Genomic DNA, 18,673 nt, shown 5'->3' on the forward strand with positions numbered 1-18,673 from the left:
CCTTGACGCGCGAGTGGGCAACGCAAAGCGGGGAACCCGGCGAAGCGGGCAGCGGCATGCGAATTGTCAGGGCATCGACGCCCGTCTCGCCGAGTGCGTGGCTCGACGTGTCGCCGCCTGCAATGACCACGCGACGCAGGCTCTGTTCCACCGTCAGGTTGCGAAGGATTTCTCCGAGGCCGCGGCCAAGCCTGTGGCGGGCGCCTTCCTCCCGGTCGATTTCGGCGCCCCTGTCGGCAGTGGGGCCAAGCGCGGTGTAGAGGATGACGCTGCGCCCGGCTTGCAGACTGGCACGGCCGCTTGCCGTTGCGCGCGTGATCGCCTGCTGCGAGGCCTCCGAAACCAGTTCGACCGGATCGACCTCGATGCCGTCGAAACCGTCGGTCAGGGCATGCCGGATCTGTCGTTCGGTGGTCGGCGAGCAACTGCCCGACACGACGGCTATCCGCTCGGCAGCGCCCGGCGGTGTGAAGCCTGGCCCAGCGCTGACGACGCCATTCGACGTCCATTCGGCCAGCAGCGCATATTCGACACCGGACGAGCCGACGACAAAAGAACCGCCGGGCTTGCGAACGCGCCACAGTTCCTTGCCGGCCAAAACCTGCGTCTCCAGACTGTCGACATCGACAAGCACGATGGCGGTGCCGTTTCCGGTCAGGCGATCGAACGCCGCCGACCGCGATGCCGACTGCAGCGTCGCAAGATCGACCAGCCCGGAGCTCAGCGCCGTCTGCCGCGACAGATGGATCAGCAGATCGGACTCATCCATTGGCGTCGTCGGGTGACGGCTCATCACCGGGTGGCGATCAATGCGGAAATATTGGTCGCGATAGGCCGCGAACAGATGGCCGAAAGCGGTATAGCGCTTGAGCTGCGGCGCGCCGACCAGCAGCGGCACGCTATCCTGCGCGAACACCGAGCGGCCGACCTCGATGGCTCGGCCGATGCTGCCGATCGTCGGGCTGGAATCGAAGGTCGAGCAGACCTTGTAGTGGCAAATCTCGGCGTTAAGCGTCTTCAGCCAGGCGAAGGCATCGCGCAGATGCGTGTCCATCCATTGCGGCGTCTCACTGCGGCTGGTGCCGGCCAGCCCTATCGCCCGGCAATGGCCAAACCGGGACAGCAGGGCCGCGTCCGGCTGGCGCATGAACAGCACGGTCGGCACGCCACCGAGCTCGAGCGCCTCCATGACATCGGTCGAGCCGGTCAGGTCGTCGCCATAATAGCTGAGAAGCAGGTCCTGCATCGTCTCAGGCTGCCTTGCCGTCGCCGAATTTTTCGATCGACCGCGCCAGTTCGGGATGGTTCAAGGCGAAGTCGGCCAGCGGAATGCCGTCGACCGCCGATTGCCAGGCTTGCTGCACGGCACGTACGCCGGCGCCCGGTCCGTCCGGATGGCTGACGATGCCGCCGCCGCAGAGATAGAGAAGATCCACGGTCCGGCCGGTTCGTGCATATGTCTCGGGCGCCTGACCGCCCCACTGGCCGGAACCTGCCACCGGTAATGCGCAGTCCCCAGCCGAAAAGATCGGCGTCGTCACCGCCTTGAAGGATTCGACGAAAGAGTCATCCGGTTCCCAGTATTTCGAGGCGATGCCGTTGATCTGGAACTGGTCGACGCCGAGCAGTCGCCAGAATTGCTGCCAGACCTTGAAGTCCATGCCGAGGCCGGGGTGACGGGTGAGGATGTCCCAGCCGTTGCGATGAGCATGCAGCACCAGGCCGGAGCGTTTTCTCAGGAATGCCATGCCGCCAAAGCCGATCGAATTGATGTTGATAACAGCACAATTGCCGCCGGCCTTCGCCACCAGATCGTGGTTGCGCATCATCTCGTCGGGATCGGCGTGCGAAATGCCGAAGGCATACATCACCTTCTTGCCGGTCTTCTGCTCGTGATCGAGGATCAGCGGCATGATTGCCTTCACCCGTTCCGACAGGGGCGAATAGGCCGGGCTCATCAGCTTCTCGTCATCCTTGATGAAGTCGACGCCGGCGGCGATCAGTTCCGCCACCATTGCCGCCGTCTCGTGCGGCCGCAATCCTAGCGCCGGCTTGACGATCGTGCCGATGATCGGGCGGTCAGTCACATTGGTCAGCCGGCGGCTGCCGGCGACACCGAACTGTGGGCCGGGATGTGCCCCGCGATACTCCTCCGGCAATTTCATGTCGACGACGCGAATCCCGGTAAGGCCCTTGATCGAATAGGTGCCGCCGATGGCAATCGTCATCAGCGCCGAAAGGTCGGTGCCGATGGCATCGAACGGAAAGGCGATGTCGACATCGGCGCGCCTGAACGGCCCCTTACCGTCATTGGGAAGCGACGGCCGCTCGGCATCGGGCAGAGGCCGAATCGCCAGCACACGTGCCGCCACCCGGGCCTTCAGTTCCTCGGTCTCGCCGGGCAGCGCTACGAAGGTGCCGGTCGACTGATCGCTGGCGATCTTGGCCGCCAGCGCTTCGATGCTTCCAGGCGTTTCGATGCGGTAGGTGAGGGTGATCATGGTCCGCTGTCTCAAGCCGAGGCGTTCGAAAAAGGTTCACTGGTGTTTCGAATCTGGTATAATGAGTACATAAGTATTGCAAGTCATATCCGGCAGCGGGATCGACAGACGGCAATTCCGGGAATTGTGGCGGCAGTGTTAGATAGGGCCGGGTCAAGGGAGTGATTCGCGGCGATGAACCGTTCGGAACCGATTGTCCGGCGCAAGCTTTCCGATGAGGTCTTCTTGCGGCTGAAGCGCCTGATCACCAGCGGCGAGCTGATGCCAGGCGACGACATGCCCTCGGAGCGCGAGCTGATGGAGCGCTTCGAGGTCGGCCGCCCCGCGATCCGCGAGGCGATGCAGGCGCTGAGCAATATGGGGCTGGTTGCGATCTCGCATGGCGAACGCGCCAAGGTGCTGCAACTCACCGCCAAGTCGATCATCAAGCAGGTCGACGGCGCCGCCAAGATCATCCTGTCGTCATCGAAAGACACGCTGGAGCACCTGAAGACCGCGCGCATCTTCTTCGAGCGTGGCATGGTCAGGGAAGCCGCCGAAAAGGCCACCGCCGAGGATGTGCTGCGGCTGCGGGCCACCGTTGCCGAACAGCGCGGCTTTCGCGGCGATTCCGAAGCCTTCATCTCCGCCGACATGAAGTTCCATACACAGATCGCCGCGATCTCCGGCAACCCGATCTATGTCGCCGTCAGCGAGGCGATGCTCGGCTGGCTGAAGGAATACCACACCGAAATGCTGATCTGGACCGGCAAGGAAAAGTTCACGCTCACCGAGCACGAAGAGATCATCGGCCGCATCGAGAAGAAGGATGCCGATGGCGCCGAGAAGGCGATGATCAAGCATCTCGAACGCTCGCGCGCGCTCTATGTGATGAACTCCGAAAAATAACGTCAGTCGATCCGGACGATCTCGTAAGGCGTCATCACGAGATGGCCTCGGCCAAAAGCTGAAATGTCGACTTGCACGTCGTCCGCCGTCAGGTTCGCCAGCCACACGACAGTGTCGCCCGAGGCCGAGCGTCCAGCCAGCGCCAGCACCTTGGTCTCATCGCTCGTCCCTGCGGCCACATGCGCAAGGCCGGCCAGTTCGCAAAGCCCCTTGATGGCTCTGAAGAGCGGCCGGGGCGATCCTTCCGCGACGGGTTCTCCGGATGACGCCAGCACGCCGAACGGTCCGGTGAAGCTGGAGAGCGTGAGCTGTTCCAGCCCAGCGGCTGCGACGCGCGCGGCATAGCCGACCGTCCAAGCCGCCGCGAACTGGCCGGCATGGCGCGGATCGCTGTCGGCCATGGCAATGCGCTGTCCCCCGGGATTGGGTTTGGTCGCTCCGCCATAAGGGTTCTGGCGCATGGCAATCGTCGACGGTCCGATCCGGTAGGGCTTTGCCCCGAAGATAGCCCGTGCCGATTGGGTGATGAAAGGCAGCGCCTCCAGCGACTGCATGACGCTGAGATCGTCGGCGGCGTGCACGATCGGGCAGGTGCAATGGGTGACGAAATCGAGCTGGTCTGCCGGAACGCGCTTGCGGTTGAGTTCGGTGAAATAGCTGAACATGCCGCCGCCGAGGCGGATATCGGGGAATGCCCGCCGCGCTGCGGCATAAATGTCGTCGAGCGGCGGGCATTCCGGCCACGCGCTGCCCGGCGGTGTCGACTGCCGGTCGACCGACGGCGACACGGCAATGGCCGAGAGTTTTAGCCCGGCCCGGCGAACCAGGTCGGCGACGCCGGACAACTCGGCGTCAAGATCACCAGCGCAGGCAACGACGCATTCGAGGGTGGTTTCGGCTGCGTAGGCAGTTGCGAGCCGGGCGAAAGCGCGCAAGGCATCGAGCCCGTGGCCGCGCGTCGGATCGTGGTGAAACAGCAGCTGTTGTGGGCCGAGTGCCGCCAGCGTGGAGAGGTTCGCCAGCGCCGTCTCGACATCCTCGGGATAGATGACCACGCCGACATCGGGCAGCCTTGCTCCCGCCTCGCCGAGTTCGACCCTGACCGGTTCGCTGGCCACTGCGGCAGCCGGCGCTTTGCCTTCACCTGCGATGCGCAGGCTGATCGTCTGGCTCAGGGGCTGGCCGGCAGGCAGCACATACGGCCACGGCAGCACCAGCGGCCGCACATAGGTCTTGTAGGAGGCGTCCGACCAGTTGCGCTGGTCCTCCATTTCGAAAGTATCGCCTTCCATCCGGCACTCAGCGATGACACCAGGCCGAACCTGATGGGAGATGGCGCGGATATCCTTGAAAGGCTGCCAGGGGTCGATCAGCTGGGGAAGTTTCGTCGCCACCACGCTGCCGTCTGTGTGCTCGACCATGACCGGGCTACCGGCGAGGTCGGCGATCGGGTGCAGGATACAGAAGCCGCAGCGGTTGGTTTCGAAATCGTTTTCGGGAAGGGCGCTGACGTCGAAGACCAGACGGCCGTCGGCAGAGCCTTTGATGGTGGCGCGGAAGCCGAGCCGGTTTCCATCGGGGGCCAGGCAGCTTGCCGAATAGCTGACCGAAAAAGCGTCGGCACCCTGCTCGATCACCAGGTCCGTCAAATTTGGCTCATAGGTGCCCCAGTCGCGGTCACGCACGATATAGGCGATGGCGCGCAGCACTTCGGTGCCGCCATGGCGGATGGTGCGCAGATTGCCGTTGACGAAGTCGGCGCTGAGCGAGCCTGCGCTGAGCCTGACCGGCTCGGCCTCGACCACGCGCGTGCCGTAGAGCAGGAAAGTGCCGGCGGTCATTTCGGCAAGGCGTCGAGTTGCACCGGTTGCCGGCTCGCGGCCCCAGCATAGGCGGCCTCGACCAGCGCGAATGTCCTAAGATTGTCGGCGCCCGAGGTCGCCGGCTCGGTCCCCTTTGCCAGGCAGTCGACCCAGTGCTGCTGGATGGCTACGACGCTTTCCTGGATGTTGTGCCAGGGCCGCGACGCCCAGGCCAGCAGCGGCGGCGAGACGTCGGTGACGGCCGTGCCGCTCTTGCCGGTGACGGTCAGCCGGTATCCCTGCGCCAGCCGGATCGTGCCGTCGCTGCCATCGATCTCGATCAGCGTTTCGGGAAACGGCTCGGTGGCGAGCTTGGTCGCGTAGCTGCAGTCGACCACGGAGGTTGCGCCGCTCTTGTGGTCCATCAGCATGGTCGCCACATCCTCGCCCGCAATGGCGGGATTGATGCGGGCGATTCGTGTCGTGATGGTCGAGACGTCGCCGAGCAGGAAACGGGCGATATCGAGGATATGGATACCGAGGTCCTCGATGATGAAGCGCTTTCCCGTCGCCAGATAGGGCTGACCGGAAAACACGTCATAGGCCGAGCGGAAGGAGATACGCCCGAAGAAGGGCGTGCCGATCTCGCCGCTATCGAGCACGGTCCGCACCGCCTGGATAGGTGACTGCCAGCGAAAATTCTCATGCACCATCAGCGGAACGCCGGCTTCCGCGCATGCCTTGACCATCGCCTTTGCGTCGGCAAGCGTCGGCGCGAACGGCTTTTGGCAGATCACCGGAACGCGGTGGGCGGCCGCCATTTCGACAAGCGGACGATGGCTGGGCGCGGTGGTGGCGATATCGACGAAGTCCAGGCTTTCGCCGGCAAATAGTTCCGCCGCATCGGTATAGCGCTTCGCAATGCCGAACTGGTCACCGACGATCCGCAACCGTTCCGGGTCACGGTCGCAGATGGCGATGATCGAGGCGCCCGCTATGTCGCGCCAGGCATGCATCTGGTTGACGGCAAAGAAGCCGCAGCCGATCAGCGCTCCCCGCAGTTCCGCCATGCTCAGCCTGCCTTTGCCATCTGCATCAAGGTGACACGTTGCTGAAGCCGGCGCTGTGCCTGGTCGACGACGACGGCGACGATGATGACGAGGCCCTTGATCACCATCTGCCAGAACGAACTCACGCCCATCATCACCAACCCGTCCGAAAGAATGCCGATGACGAAGGCGCCGACGATGGTGCCGCCGATCGTGCCGCGGCCGCCCGACATCGAGGTGCCGCCGAGCACTGCCGCCGCAATGGCGTTGAGCTCGAAGCTTTCGCCCGTCGCCGGATGCGAGGCCATCAGCTCGGACGAGATGATCAGGCCGACGATCGCCGCGCAGAAACCGGAGAACATATAGACGAACATCTTGACCATGTTGACCCGGACGCCCGAAATCCGCGACGCCCGTTCATTGCCGCCGACGGCGAAGATATGGCGACCGAGTGGCGTGTACTTGGCGAGATAGGCGGCTCCCAGTGCAACGACGATGAGGATCCAGATCGCCACCGGCAGGCCAAGCAGCCGACCGGCCCCGAGGAAGCCGAAGCCGGTGGTGCCAAGCTCCGGCTTGCCGACGAGGTTGGGAAAGGTGCGGCCATCCGACGACAGCAGCGCCAGGCCGCGCGCGACATAGAGCACGCCGAGCGTGGCGATGAACGGCGCGACGTTTAGCCTGGTGATCAGCAAGCCGTTGACGGCGCCGATCAATATGCCGACGGCAAGCGTGATCAGCGCGATCTCAAAGACGTTGAAATAGATGGTGTAGCCGATCTGCAGGTCGATGCCGTTGAGCACGAGATACCCGGCCACCATACCGCACAGGCCGACGATCGAACCGACCGAAAGGTCGATGCCGCCGGTGATAATGACGAAGGTCATGCCCATCGCCAGGAACGCATTCAGCGCCACGTGCTTCGACATCAGGATCAGATTGGCGGTCGACAGGAAATTAGGCGCCGCGATCGAAAAGAAGATCAAGACGGCGATGAGCGCGATGAAGGTTCTCGCCTTCATCAGCGTCAGCAGCAGCGAGCCGCTCGAGACGGAGGGGACAGCCGCCTTGGCCGGGATGTCAGTCATGGGCGGTTTTCTCCGTGTGCGGGGTCGGCCCGTGGCCAAGTGCCGAGGCGGAGACAAGGGCTGCCTCCGTCGCCTCGGAGCGATCGAACATGCCCGTCAGTTTTCCGTTGCTCATCACCGCAATGCGGTCTGACAGCGCCATCACCTCATCGAGATCCGAGGTGGCGAAGAGAATGCCCAATCCATCGCGCGACAGTTTGCGCATGGTGCGGAAGACGTCGGCCTTGGCGCCGACATCGATGCCTCGGCTGGGCTCGTCCATCAGCAGCACCTTGGGCCCGGTGAGCAGCGCCTTGCCGATCACCACCTTCTGCTGGTTGCCGCCCGACAGCGACGACACCTCTTGCGCCGGGTCGGCGACCCTGATCGCCAACTCCCGCACCACCTGCGTCACCGCCTGCCTTTCGTCAGCGCCACGGATGTGGAACAGGCGGGCAAAGCGCGACAGGCTGGCCAGCGTCAAATTGCTGGCGACCGAAAGGATCGAGACAAGCCCTTCGCGCTGGCGATCCTCGGGGATCAGCGCCAGCCCGCGCCGGATGCGCCGCGTCGTATCGCGCTCCTTGACCTTTCTACCGCCAATGAAGATGTCGCCGGTCGAATGGCCGTGGCGGCCCATGATGCAGTCGAACAGTTCGCTGCGCCCGGCGCCCATCAAGCCGTATATGCCGAGGATCTCGCCGGCACGCAGCGACAACGACACATGGTCGACGGCAAGTCCGCCGGTGGCACGAGGCAGGCAGATCTCCTCGGCACGAAAAATCTCTTCGCCCGGAAGATGGCCGTCGGCCTTGGCGAAGTCCTTGGCGTCGGAGCCGATCATCTGGCGAACGATCCACTGCGTGTCGACGTTCTTCATCTCTTCCTGGCCGGTGATGCGGCCGTCACGCAGCACGGTGATGTAGTCGCCGATGCGGATCAGCTCTTCGAGCCGGTGCGAAATGTAGACGATCGCCACGCCGCGCGCCTTGAGGTCGGCGATCACCTTGAACAGGATCTCGACTTCCGCAGCACTCAGCGCCGAGGTCGGCTCGTCCATGATCAGGATGCGTGCATCGAGCGAAACCGCCTTGGCGATCTCGACCAGCTGCTGCTGGCCGATGCGCAGATCCTCGACCAGCATGTCGGGCCGGATGCCGGCCTGTAGGCGTTCCAGAAATTCCGCAGCGCGGTTTTCCTGTTGCGCGTGGTCGATTTTGCCGAAGCGGTTGGTGATTTCTCGGGTGGCGAAAATATTCTCGGCGACGCTCATATTGCCGAACAGGTTCAGCTCCTGGAACACCATGCCGATGCCACGGTTCACCGCGTCACCGGATGACGAGAAGGAAACCTCTTCGCCTTCCAGCAGGATGCGGCCGGCGGTCGGCCGTTCGACACCGGCGATGATCTTCATCAGCGTCGACTTGCCGGCGCCGTTCTCGCCGACCAGCACGTTGACCGCGCCCTTGCGCACCTCGAAATTGGCGCGCTTGACCGCAACGGTGCCGGAATAGACCTTGGAGACGTCCTCGAGCTTCAGAATGATTTCGCGCTCCGCGATCGCGCTCATGGCTTCGGCCCGATCTCTGCCTCCGCCGGCGTCACCAGCGGCAGGTCCTGGCCGCTCCCCAGCGTATAGGCGCCGAGCACCTTGGCACTGCGGCCTTCCAGCGCCTCGCGCGGCAGCTTGGAAAGCACCGTCTTGTCGGCATAAGCGTTGAAAGCCTTGCCGAACTGGGCGAAGTCGATCTGGTTGGTGAAGTCGTTGAACTGGATGAAGTCCAGGCTGTCGCGCAGCGCGGTACCGCGCACCGCCGGTCCGATCTGCACCCGTGCATCGGCTTTGCCGTCGCCGTCGACATCGACGTCGACCGTTGCCGCACGCGACTGTGTGTTGGCCGCGATAATCTTGCCTTCCAGCCGAACCGCGAAAGTCCAAGGCGAATTCGCCTGCTTGTTCGGATTGCCGTATTTGGCGCCGGCAGCCGCTGGGTCGGTTGTCGCCAGTGTGTGAACCTGCGCAAACGGTCCGGCTTTCTGCTGGAGATAGGGCACGACCTTTGCCGCCCATATCTCTTCGACCATCTTGTCTGGATTGAAGGTGGCAGCGTTGTTGCCGTCGTCCGATTTCGTCGGCAGGATCTTGCAGGCGGTCAGGCTGATGCCGACCATCACGGTAAGGATCGGCCAGTTCGGCTTGGTGTTCAGCATGGCGGCCTGTCGTTCAGCATCGTGGGCGGCCCACGGAAAATGGCGGCGAGGGGCGATCCTGGGTTCGCCCCTCGCTATTCAAATCACGCTGGCTCAGTTCGTCAGCGCGAAGGTCTCCAGCTTGGCGGCATTGTCGCCATTGACCAGAACGCAGTCCATCAATTGCTTTTCCTTGGCCGGCGACTTCTTGTTCTTGATGAAGTCGTTGGCCTGCTCGACCGCCATCTGCGCCTGCGCGAAGGCGGGCTGCAGCACCGTTGCCTTGATGCCGCCCGAGGTGATGGAGTCGCGAACATCGTTCGATCCGTCGAAGCCGACGACGATGACATCCTTGCGGTTCGCCGCGGCAAGTGCCGCATAGGCGCCCATCGCCATCGTATCGTTGCCGGAGATCACGCCCTTGATGTCGGGGTTGGCCTGCAGGATCGATTCCATCTTGGAATAGGCTTCCGTCTGGCTCCAGTTGGCCGACTGCTGGGCGACCATCTTCAGGTCCGGATAGTCGTCGATGACGTCGTGATAACCCTTGGAACGAATGCCGGCATTGGTGTCGGATTCCTTGCCGACCAGCTCGACGAAATTGCCCTTCTCGCCCATCAGCTTGACGAATTCCTGCGCGCCGAGCTGGGCGCCCTGGTAGTTATTGGAGACGATCTGCGCGACGGCGACGCCGGTGGCGTTGATCTCGCGGTCGATCAGGAAGGACGGAATGCCTGCGTCCTTGGCCTTCTGTACCGCGGCGACGGTGGCGTCGGCGCCGGCATTGTCGAGGATGATCGCCTTGGCGCCGCGGCCGATCGCGGTGTCGATCAGCTCGGACTGCTTGTTGGCGTCGTCGTCATGGACCAGCACCAGCGCCTCGTAGCCGAGTTCCTTGGCCTTGGCTTCGGCGCCGACGGCTTCCGCCTTGAAGAACGGATTGTCGTGCGAGGGCGTGATGATGGCAATGAGATCCGCCGCATAGGCGGGCACGGCCGTGCCAAGCGCCAGCATGCCGGCGAAAGCCGCAAGCGTCATTCTGCGTGTAAGTTTCATGAAGTCCTCCCGTTTGAAAAATTGCCTTGGTTACCGAAAGCATCTGTCGGCATCCGAATTCGTCAGGCGGCGCGGGCGGCGGATCGCTTCGGGGCTAAAGAGCCGTTTGCCGGCTTCCCTCCACGGATCGTTGCTCCCCAGCCATCCTCCACTCGCCCACCGTACTCCTGCCAAAACCCTGTCGATCCGAGCCATGAACAGCTAAGCCAACTGGTATGATGAGTCAACCACGAATTCAGGTGATATGTACCTGATGAGCTACGATGCCGAGCGTCGGCAACGGTACGGCGACGTCGCGGCGGCAGCGCCTCTCCTCTTCAGGTGATACGCTGAATGCTGGCGGCGATCTCTTCCGGCTCGAACACGCGCTTCCAGTCGTCCCGCATCAGCACCGGCTTGCCGAACTCGATCGCCTTGTTGCAGGCATCCGAGAAAACGCCCTTGGTCTCGCCGAAAATGACGGCGCCCAGCACGTTCATATGGCCGAGCAGGAAGTCGAGCGCCGCCTGCTGGTCGACGCCGCGTGCCACGACCTCGTCGACGGCTTCCTTCATGACCACCAGCAGCGAGGCGCACACCGTCTCCGAAAGCCCGGGTTCCAGCAGCGCCATCTGTTCGACGCTGACGCGGTGCGAACGCATGACCGGCGCCCAGATGATCTTCGCGATCGCCTCGCCCTTGGCGTAATCCTCTTCCGGCCCCTGCATCAAGGCGCTGACCATATGCTGCTTGGCCTTGACGCCGCCGAAATAGTCCTTCTTTGCCGCCATATCTGTTTCGTCGTTGAAGATCGGCGGATGGCAGGGGTGGGTGACGAAATAGGTGAGGTCCGGTCGATTCGGCAGGTGGCCGGCGAAGGGTGCCGCCGCGTCGAGCACCACCACCATGGTGCCCGGCGCCAGCTTGCTCTCGATGCTGGTCGCCACCTTGCCGATATGCGTGTCGGGAACGGCCAGGATCACCACATCGGCGCCCTTGAGCGCTTCGTCGGCGCTGACAGTATCGAAACCCAGCCCGGTCTTCAGCCGTTCGCGGCCGGCATCGCTGACCTCGACATGGCGTATTGTGTAGGGCGACCCGCGAAAATTGGTCGACAGGCGGTAGCCCATTTTCCCACCGGCACCGAACAGCGCAATCGTTGTCATTTGGTCACTACTCCTGATCTCAGCGGACGGTATCGCCCGTCGTCAACTGATCAACTGGTATAATCACGCTACCACATTTTGGCAATCCGATAATGACAATGAGGATGCGGGTCATGTGCTTCGCCGCGTCATCGGCTGCCGCCCTCGCAAGCTCAAGCACGAGAACCATGGATGACGCGCTCGGGATATGATCTCTAGATCACCAGAAGAAGCCCGCGCTTGCCCGCTGAGTGCGCATGAGCGCTGCTCTGCCATCCCCAGAAATAGGAGGCATGTGATAGGGGTCGGAGGTCGGGCCGGGCGCTACTTCAAAAGATCGACCAGCATGTCGAAAGCCGCATCGATATCGCCGCGAACCGCCGCCTGAACTGCCTGCTCGTCCCGGTCGCGCAGGGCCGCAAACATCTGTTGATGGTATGTGTTCGCGGTCGAGTAGGATCCATGCAGCATATTGAAATAGGGGCTGATCTGCAGCCATAGATCCTTGATGATCTTGAGCAGGGTTTCGGATCCCGCTGCTCGGTAGATTGCGAAGTGGAAGGTATAATTCGCCCTGAGATAGGCCTTTACGTCGTCCGCGCCATTCGCGCGTTCCAGTGAGTCCAGATCGCGCGCGAAAATCGCAAGATCCGCATCACTGCGGTTCTGTGAGGCCCAGCCGGCGGCGATGGCCTCTATCTCAAAACGTACATTTCGCAAATCGGTGAGCCGCTCGCGGCTGAGCGCCGGAATACCAATGGAGCGCCCGGATACTACCGTCAGCGCGTTGGCTGCCGTCAGGCGCCGCAGCGCTTCCCTGACCGGCATCGGACTGACGCCAAAGGCGTCGGCGAGGCTCTGAACCGTGACCATCTCGCCCGGCACGATGCTGCCGTCGAGAATCAGTTCGGTGACCTGGTTGTAGACCCGGTCCTGCAGAGTTTCCTTGGACAGTGGAATGATCTCGACACCAGGCTTCCTGAACGCCGATCCAGCCATCTCCGGTCAACCTTCCCGCCCATGGGCGACACTATTGCTTGTGCCGGAATGCAAGGTTCGTGGTGCCACGTCAAGCGGCCGACATAGCCCGTTTTGATATAAACGATTTCATCATTGATATTTGATCAAATCATGATACGGTCGCTGGCATCGAATGACAAGGGTTTACGTTTTGTGCCCTTGGGAGGCATTTGGTCGTTCTGTTTGGGAGGAGTTCCACATGGGTATCGGATCGAAAGTCCGGCGGCTCGCGCTGCTGGCCGGCATGGCTGCGTGCGCCTTCGGCCTGTCCGCCGCGCAGGCCGCCGAGAAGCACAAGATCTTTCTCAGCATGAGCTACATCGGCAATGATTGGCAGGCGGAGGCGGCCAATATGGTCAAGGCCATGGCCGCTCATAAGAGCCTGGCCGACAAGGTCGACCTGCAGGTCCAGGTCGCTGGCCCCAACGCGCAACGCCAGATTCAGCAGATCAACGCAATGGTGCAAAGCGGCGCCGAAGCCATTGTCGTGTATCCGATCTCGCCGACCGCGCTCAACCAGGTCGTCAAGAATGCCTGCGACAAGGGCGTGAAGGTCTTTGCGTACGACGCCGAGATCACCGAGCCTTGTGCCTACAACGTCCACATAGACCAGCTGGAAGCGGGCAGGGTGACCGCCGAATGGCTGGTCAAGAAGCTCAATGGCAAGGGCAACATCATCGCCATCACGGGCGTCCCGGGAACATCCGTTGACGATCAGCGGACAAAGGCCGCCAAGGAAGTCTTCGCCAAGTATCCTGATATCAAGATCGTCGGCGAGGCTGTCGGCATGTGGAGCCAGGCGGTCGCCCGCACCGAACTTTCGAAAATCCTGGCCACCCGCAATTGGGACGACATCAACGGACTGTGGATGCAGGTCGGCTGCTTCACCGCCAACTCGATGCAGCTCGAGGCTGGCAAGAAGACCAGCGAACTCCTGCCTTGCGCCGGCGAAGGTTCCAATGGCGGCCGCATCCAGATGCTGCCGGAGGGCACCGAAGTCGAAGGTGCCGCTCCTCCTTATGCACCGGCGGGCGCACAACGCATTTCCTATGCCTCGCCGCCTTATTCGGGTGCGCTGGCGCTGAAGCTTGCCGTCGAGGCGATCGAAGGCAAGGACGTGCCGAAGACCACCATCCTGCCGCTGCCGGTCGTTACCAATGAGACGATCAAGCTGTGCGACGAAGGCACATGGGCGGAGATGAAGGCCGGCTGCAACGCCTTCAAGCCGTCGCTGGTCTCCAATCCGGGCTGGTTTGCCTCGATCTTCTCGGACCAGACACCCGAGGTCGGCCTTAATGCTGCCCTCGTCGGACAACCGGAGAACTAAGCCTCCCAAGGCCCGTGTGACGATGCACGGACAACTGTCCGTGCGTCGTCAATCCATGCCAAGCCGGCGATCGAGGACAATGACAGAACACTCCGAGCTCCCCGCCGTCGAGATCGACGGCATCAGCAAGGCGTTCGGCCCGACCGTCGCGCTGGACGGCGTGTCGTTTGCGATCGCGCCCGGCAGCGTCCATGCCCTGCTCGGTGAAAACGGAGCCGGCAAGTCGACACTGGTGAAGCTGCTGTCCGGGCTGGTCCGGCCGAGCCAAGGCCATGTCCGTGTCTTCGGCAAGGAGATCGCTTACGGCGCACCGCGCGCAGCACATGCGCTCGGCATGCAGACAGCATTCCAGGAGATGACCCTGGTGCGCGATCTCTCCGTGCTCGACAACATGCTGCTGCCTTACGCCCCCGTCGGCATCTCCGGCCTGATCCGCCGCGGTGCCGCCCGCAAGGCCGTCCGCCGCCATATCGAAGATCTCGGTTTTTCCGTCGATCTCGATGCCGAGGTGAGCGAGCTCGAGCTTTCGGTGCGCCAGAAGATCGAGATCGCGCGCGCCGTCTACCGCAAGCCGCGCATCCTTTTGCTCGACGAACCGACCTCGACGCTCGCCGGACGCGACGTCGACTGGCTGGGCGACATCATCGCCAGGCTGAAGACGGCGGGTACCACCATCGTCTTCATCACCCACCGCATGCGCGAGGTCCGCGCTTTTTGCGACACGCTGACGATCCTGAGAAACGGCCGCCACATCGTCACCGCGCCGGTCGCCGATGTCTCGGATGCCGACGTCATCGAAAAGATCATCGGCCGCAGCATCGAGCAGACCTTTCCGCCCAAGCCGGACAGCGCCCAGGCCTTCGGTCCGCCGGTTCTGGGCGTGCGCGACCTCAAGGTCGGACGCAAGCTCGACGGCGCCGGCTTCGATCTGCGCAAGGGCGAAATCCTCGGCGTCGCCGGGTTGCAAGGCATGGGCCAGCAGGACCTGTTCCTGGCCTGCTTTGGCATGGCCGAGATCGAGCGCGGCCACATCCTCGTCGACGGCCGCAAGGTCTGGCTCGGTTCGCCGGCCGATGCCTTGCGCCCCAACATGGCCATCGGCCTGGTGCCGGAAGACCGCAAATCCGAAGGCCTGTTCCTGAAATTGTCGGGCAGCCAGAACGCCACGCTGCCGGTGATATCGCGCTTCACACGGCTAGGCCTTGTCGACGCGCAAGCCGAGACCCGCTCCGTCGAGGCGGCATTCGCCACTGTCGAGGTCGACCGCCGCGCGCTGTGGACGCGGGCCGGTGCGTTTTCCGGCGGCAACCAGCAGAAGATCGCCATCGCCAAGTGGCTGGTGGCGCAGAGCCGCATCCTGCTGTTGTTCGATCCCACCCGAGGCATCGACGTTGGCACCAAGCACGAGCTTTATGTGATGATGCGAAACTACGTGGCTTCGGGCGGTTCGATCCTGCTGCACTCGACGGAGATCCCCGAACTCGTTCACCAATGCGACAGGGTGCTGGTCCTCTATGACGGGCGCATCGCCGCCGAACTCGAAGGCGACGCTATCACCGAACCGGCCATCATGCGCCCGGCGCTCGGCCATGCCGGGGAAGCCGCCGCATGAGCAGCGCAGCAGCCTCATCCCCTGTTCCCGGCGGCTTCGGACTGCGCCGTGCGCTGGTGCGCAATCGCGGCGCGCTGATCGCCGCGGCCGTCCTGGCGATCCTGCTCTTCGTCGTCGACTGGATCAGCGCTGGGCCGCTGACCTATTTCGATGTGTCGTTCCTGTCGAGCGGCGGCGCCACCTCGGCGCTCGCGGCGATCGGCCAGACGATCGTGATCCTGTCGGGCGGCTTCGACCTGTCCGCCGGCGCGGTGATATCGCTGGTCAATGCCGTGCTGGCATCGAGCATGGATCCGATGGCGCCAGGCGCAAGCATCCTCCTGTGGACCACCGTCGGCATCGGCGTCGGCATGGCGGTGGGCGCCTTCAACGGCTTCTTCATCGCGGTGCTGCGCATGCAGCCGATCGTGGTGACGCTGTCCACCATGTTCATCCTGCAAGGTGTCACGCTGCTGGTGATGGACAAGCCCGGCGGCTTCGTGTCGCCCGATCTCGGCACCTTCTATCTCGGCGACGCGATCGCCGGCTGGCTGCCGATGCCGCTGGTGGTGATCGGTGTCGTCCTGCTCGCCTGGTTCTGGCTGAAGGGAACCCGCTTCGGCACAGCACTCTACGCGCTTGGCAGCGATCCGGAGTCGGCCGCTTCCGTCGGCATCAATGTCGTTCTGGTGCGCTTTGCCGTCTATGTCATCGCCGGCGGCTGCTATGGCCTTGCCGGCGTGTTCATCAGCGCCCAGACCGGCAGCGGCGATCCGCTGGTCGGCAATCCGCTGCTCTTGTCGATGTTCGCGGCGGTCGTCGTCGGCGGCACGCGCCTCGGTGGCGGGCAGGGCGGCCCGGTGGGCTCTGTCTTCGGCGCCTTTATCCTGATGATCGTGGTGAACATCCTGCTGGTGCTCAACGTATCGGCCTATTATGCGACCATCGCCGAAGGCACCATTCTGGTACTGGCGGCACTTGCCGGCTCGATCTCGCATGCATCGGTGCTTGCCGTGCAACTGCGCGCCGCGCGTGCCCGGCTCGCCGCCTGGCGCGCCGGCATATTGCCCTCGCAACTCGAGCGCGTGGACCGGCGTCTCAAGATCGCCGAGCCAGCCCATGCCCAGCGCAGTCCGGCATCGCCGCGCCCTGCCTTCCATCTGCGCAATGCGGAAACGCTGCGCTATGCGCTGCCGGCCTATGTCTGCCTGCTGCTCATCGTGCTTGTCACCCAGATCTGGCTCGGCCGCGCCATCCTCAATCCGGGCTATTGGAATTCGCTGCTGGTGCTATCCTCCTTCCTAGCCGTCCTGGCGCTCGGACAGGGAACCGTCATCCTGACCGGAGGCCTCGATCTCTCCGTGCCGTGGACGATCGGCATCTCCGGCATCATCCTGGCGGGCATGGTCAACGGCTCCGACGCCGCCCTTGTCTACGCCTTGCCGGTCGTCCTGGTGATGGCCTGCGCCATCGGCTTCGCCAATGGTTTCGGCATCGTCTATCTCGGCATCTCGCCGATCGTCATGACGCTCGCCACCAACGGCATTCTGCAAGGCTGTGCGCTGCTCTATTCGCAGGGAACGCCGGCCGGGTTTTCCTCGCCGATGCTGCGCTGGGTCATGACGGCCAAGCTCGCCGGCCTGCTGACTCCAATCGTGCTGCTGATGGTCGTCTTTGTCGTCGCAGCGGTACTCCTGCTTGGCCGCACCCCGTTCGGAAGGCGCGTCTACGGCATCGGCAACGGGCTGCGCGCGGCGCGCTTGTCGGGCATCGGCGTCGAGCGCACGCTGATCCTGGTCTACATGCTTTCGGCCGTCTGCGCGGCTGTTGTCGGCGTCATGCTGACCGGCTTTTCGGGTCAGGCGAGCCTCGGCATGGGCGACGACTATCTATTGCCGTCGATCGCCGTGGTGGTGGTCGGCGGCGCGCTGATCACCGGCGGGCGCGGCCACTATCTCGGCATGCTCGGCGGCGTGTTGTTGCTGACGGCACTGCAGATGCTGCTCGCCGGCACCACGCTTCCCTATGCCACGAGGGCAATTCTTTACGGACTGGTCGTTCTGGGCGCCGTCATGGCGCTGCGCGAACGGCGGCTGCAATGAGAAGGACATGACCATGAGCACAAGGGCGCCGGCATCGGCGGACGAATTTTTGACCGGGCTGAAAGGCCAGCGCGTGCTGGTGACGGCGGGCGCAGGCGGCATCGGGTTTGCCATAGCCGACACGCTGTCACGCCTCGGCGCCCGCATCGTCGTCTGCGACGTTTCCGACGAGGCGCTGGCCGCTGCTCCCAGCAAGATCGACCTGGTCGCGGCGGTCAAGGCCGACGTCTCGCGCGACGAGGACGTCGACCGTCTGTTCGAGGCGGTCGAGAAAAAACTCGGCGGGCTCGATGCGCTGATCAACAATGCCGGCATTGCCGGGCCGACCGGCGGTGTCGACGAGATCGATCCGGCGGACTGGCGGCGCTGCATCGACATCTGCCTGACCGGCCAGTTCCTGTGCGCCCGGCGCGCGGTGCCGCTGATCAAGGCGGCGGGCGGCGGTTCGATCGTCTCGATGTCGTCGGCCGCCGGCCGCCATGGCTACGCCTTCCGCACACCCTATTCGGCGGCCAAGTTCGGTGTCATCGGTTTCACGCAAAGCTTGGCCAAAGAGCTCGGGCCGCACGCCATCAGGGTCAACGCCATCCTGCCCGGCATCATCGAGGGCCCCCGCATCGAAGGTGTTATCTCGGCGCGCGCCAAGCAGGTCGGTATCAGCCACGAGGAGATGACCGGGCGCTATCTGCAGAACATCTCGCTGCGTCGCATGACCAGCCCCTATGATGTCGCGTCGATGGTCGCCTTCCTGCTCTCCGATGCGGGGATCAACATTTCCGGCCAGTCGCTCGGCGTCGACGGCAACGTCGAAACACTTTGAGGAACAAACCATGGCCAATGTCGCGATCGTCGGAAGCGGGTTCATCGGGCGGGCCTGGGCGATCAGCTTCGCCCGCGCCGGCCATGACGTGCGGATGTGGGACCAGTCGCCCACTGCCCCAGGTGGAGCCCGCGAC

General features: G+C 63.6%; 16 protein-coding genes. 6 read left to right on the top strand and 10 right to left on the bottom strand.

Features of this window, described 5'->3' with window-relative positions; translation table 11 throughout:
- Positions 1–1,246 (bottom strand): four-carbon acid sugar kinase family protein (locus EN879_RS03920; protein ID WP_164774310.1); only part of this gene is annotated, 1,246 nt, incomplete at its 3' end.
- Positions 1,247–1,250: 4 nt separating this feature from the next.
- Positions 1,251–2,501 carry a 3-oxo-isoapionate-4-phosphate decarboxylase OiaX gene (oiaX, locus tag EN879_RS03925; RefSeq protein WP_063167519.1) on the bottom strand — a complete coding sequence of 417 codons (1,251 nt, stop codon included), beginning with the start codon at positions 2,499–2,501 and terminating at the stop codon, positions 1,251–1,253.
- 174 nt (positions 2,502–2,675) lie between these two features.
- On the opposite strand from oiaX, the gene EN879_RS03930 reads away from it, so the two are divergent.
- Positions 2,676–3,389 carry a transcriptional regulator NanR gene (locus EN879_RS03930; RefSeq protein WP_063167520.1) on the top strand — a complete coding sequence of 238 codons (714 nt, stop codon included), beginning with the start codon at positions 2,676–2,678 and terminating at the stop codon, positions 3,387–3,389.
- Between the two features lie 2 nt (positions 3,390–3,391).
- Here EN879_RS03930 and EN879_RS03935 read toward each other — a convergent pair whose 3' ends face one another.
- The 8 genes from EN879_RS03935 to EN879_RS03975 all read right to left on the bottom strand — a co-directional run bounded on the left by EN879_RS03935 (position 3,392) and on the right by EN879_RS03975 (position 12,676).
- Complete coding sequence (locus tag EN879_RS03935; protein ID WP_063167521.1) at positions 3,392–5,230, bottom strand: hypothetical protein; 1,839 nt, start codon at positions 5,228–5,230, stop codon at positions 3,392–3,394.
- A complete protein-coding gene (locus EN879_RS03940) occupies positions 5,227–6,261 on the bottom strand; it encodes a Gfo/Idh/MocA family oxidoreductase (protein WP_063167522.1) in 1,035 nt (344 codons plus the stop codon). The genes EN879_RS03935 and EN879_RS03940 overlap by 4 nt, the downstream gene beginning before the upstream one ends.
- A gap of 2 nt (positions 6,262–6,263) precedes the next feature.
- A complete protein-coding gene (locus EN879_RS03945; RefSeq protein ID WP_032809713.1) occupies positions 6,264–7,328 on the bottom strand; it encodes an ABC transporter permease in 1,065 nt (354 codons plus the stop codon).
- Positions 7,321–8,877, bottom strand: a complete 1,557-nt coding sequence (locus tag EN879_RS03950) for a sugar ABC transporter ATP-binding protein (protein ID WP_027163942.1) — start codon at positions 8,875–8,877, stop codon at positions 7,321–7,323. The genes EN879_RS03945 and EN879_RS03950 overlap by 8 nt, the downstream gene beginning before the upstream one ends.
- Positions 8,874–9,518: a DUF2291 family protein gene (locus EN879_RS03955; RefSeq protein ID WP_027163941.1), complete on the bottom strand. Its 645-nt coding sequence runs from the start codon at positions 9,516–9,518 to the stop codon at positions 8,874–8,876. Before EN879_RS03955 ends, EN879_RS03950 begins: the two co-directional genes overlap by 4 nt.
- A gap of 93 nt (positions 9,519–9,611) precedes the next feature.
- Entirely contained in the window at positions 9,612–10,553 is a 942-nt protein-coding gene (locus tag EN879_RS03960) for a D-ribose ABC transporter substrate-binding protein (RefSeq protein WP_024502459.1), read from the bottom strand.
- A 317-nt stretch (positions 10,554–10,870) separates the two neighbouring features.
- A complete protein-coding gene (locus tag EN879_RS03965; protein ID WP_063167523.1) occupies positions 10,871–11,698 on the bottom strand; it encodes a phosphogluconate dehydrogenase C-terminal domain-containing protein in 828 nt (275 codons plus the stop codon).
- A gap of 303 nt (positions 11,699–12,001) precedes the next feature.
- Positions 12,002–12,676 carry a GntR family transcriptional regulator gene (locus EN879_RS03975; RefSeq protein ID WP_013533053.1) on the bottom strand — a complete coding sequence of 225 codons (675 nt, stop codon included), beginning with the start codon at positions 12,674–12,676 and terminating at the stop codon, positions 12,002–12,004.
- 220 nt (positions 12,677–12,896) lie between these two features.
- Between EN879_RS03975 and EN879_RS03980 the strand changes: the two genes are divergently transcribed.
- From EN879_RS03980 to EN879_RS04000, 5 genes are all read left to right on the top strand, one after another.
- Positions 12,897–14,024, top strand: a complete 1,128-nt coding sequence (locus EN879_RS03980) for a sugar ABC transporter substrate-binding protein (protein WP_013533052.1) — start codon at positions 12,897–12,899, stop codon at positions 14,022–14,024.
- Between the two features lie 79 nt (positions 14,025–14,103).
- Complete coding sequence (locus tag EN879_RS03985) at positions 14,104–15,636, top strand: sugar ABC transporter ATP-binding protein (RefSeq protein ID WP_063167524.1); 1,533 nt, start codon at positions 14,104–14,106, stop codon at positions 15,634–15,636.
- On the top strand, positions 15,633–17,717 hold the full coding sequence (locus tag EN879_RS03990) for an ABC transporter permease (protein ID WP_063167525.1): 2,085 nt from the start codon (positions 15,633–15,635) through the stop codon (positions 17,715–17,717). Before EN879_RS03985 ends, EN879_RS03990 begins: the two co-directional genes overlap by 4 nt.
- 13 nt (positions 17,718–17,730) lie before the next feature.
- Positions 17,731–18,537 carry an SDR family oxidoreductase gene (locus EN879_RS03995; protein ID WP_024502463.1) on the top strand — a complete coding sequence of 269 codons (807 nt, stop codon included), beginning with the start codon at positions 17,731–17,733 and terminating at the stop codon, positions 18,535–18,537.
- A gap of 10 nt (positions 18,538–18,547) precedes the next feature.
- Positions 18,548–18,673, top strand: a 126-nt coding sequence (locus EN879_RS04000) for a 3-hydroxyacyl-CoA dehydrogenase NAD-binding domain-containing protein (protein WP_245493791.1), incomplete at its 3' end; no start/stop codon positions are given.

This window comes from Mesorhizobium sp. M7A.F.Ca.AU.002.02.1.1 (genome assembly GCF_003998535.1).
Classification (GTDB): Bacteria; Pseudomonadota; Alphaproteobacteria; order Rhizobiales; family Rhizobiaceae; genus Mesorhizobium; species Mesorhizobium ciceri.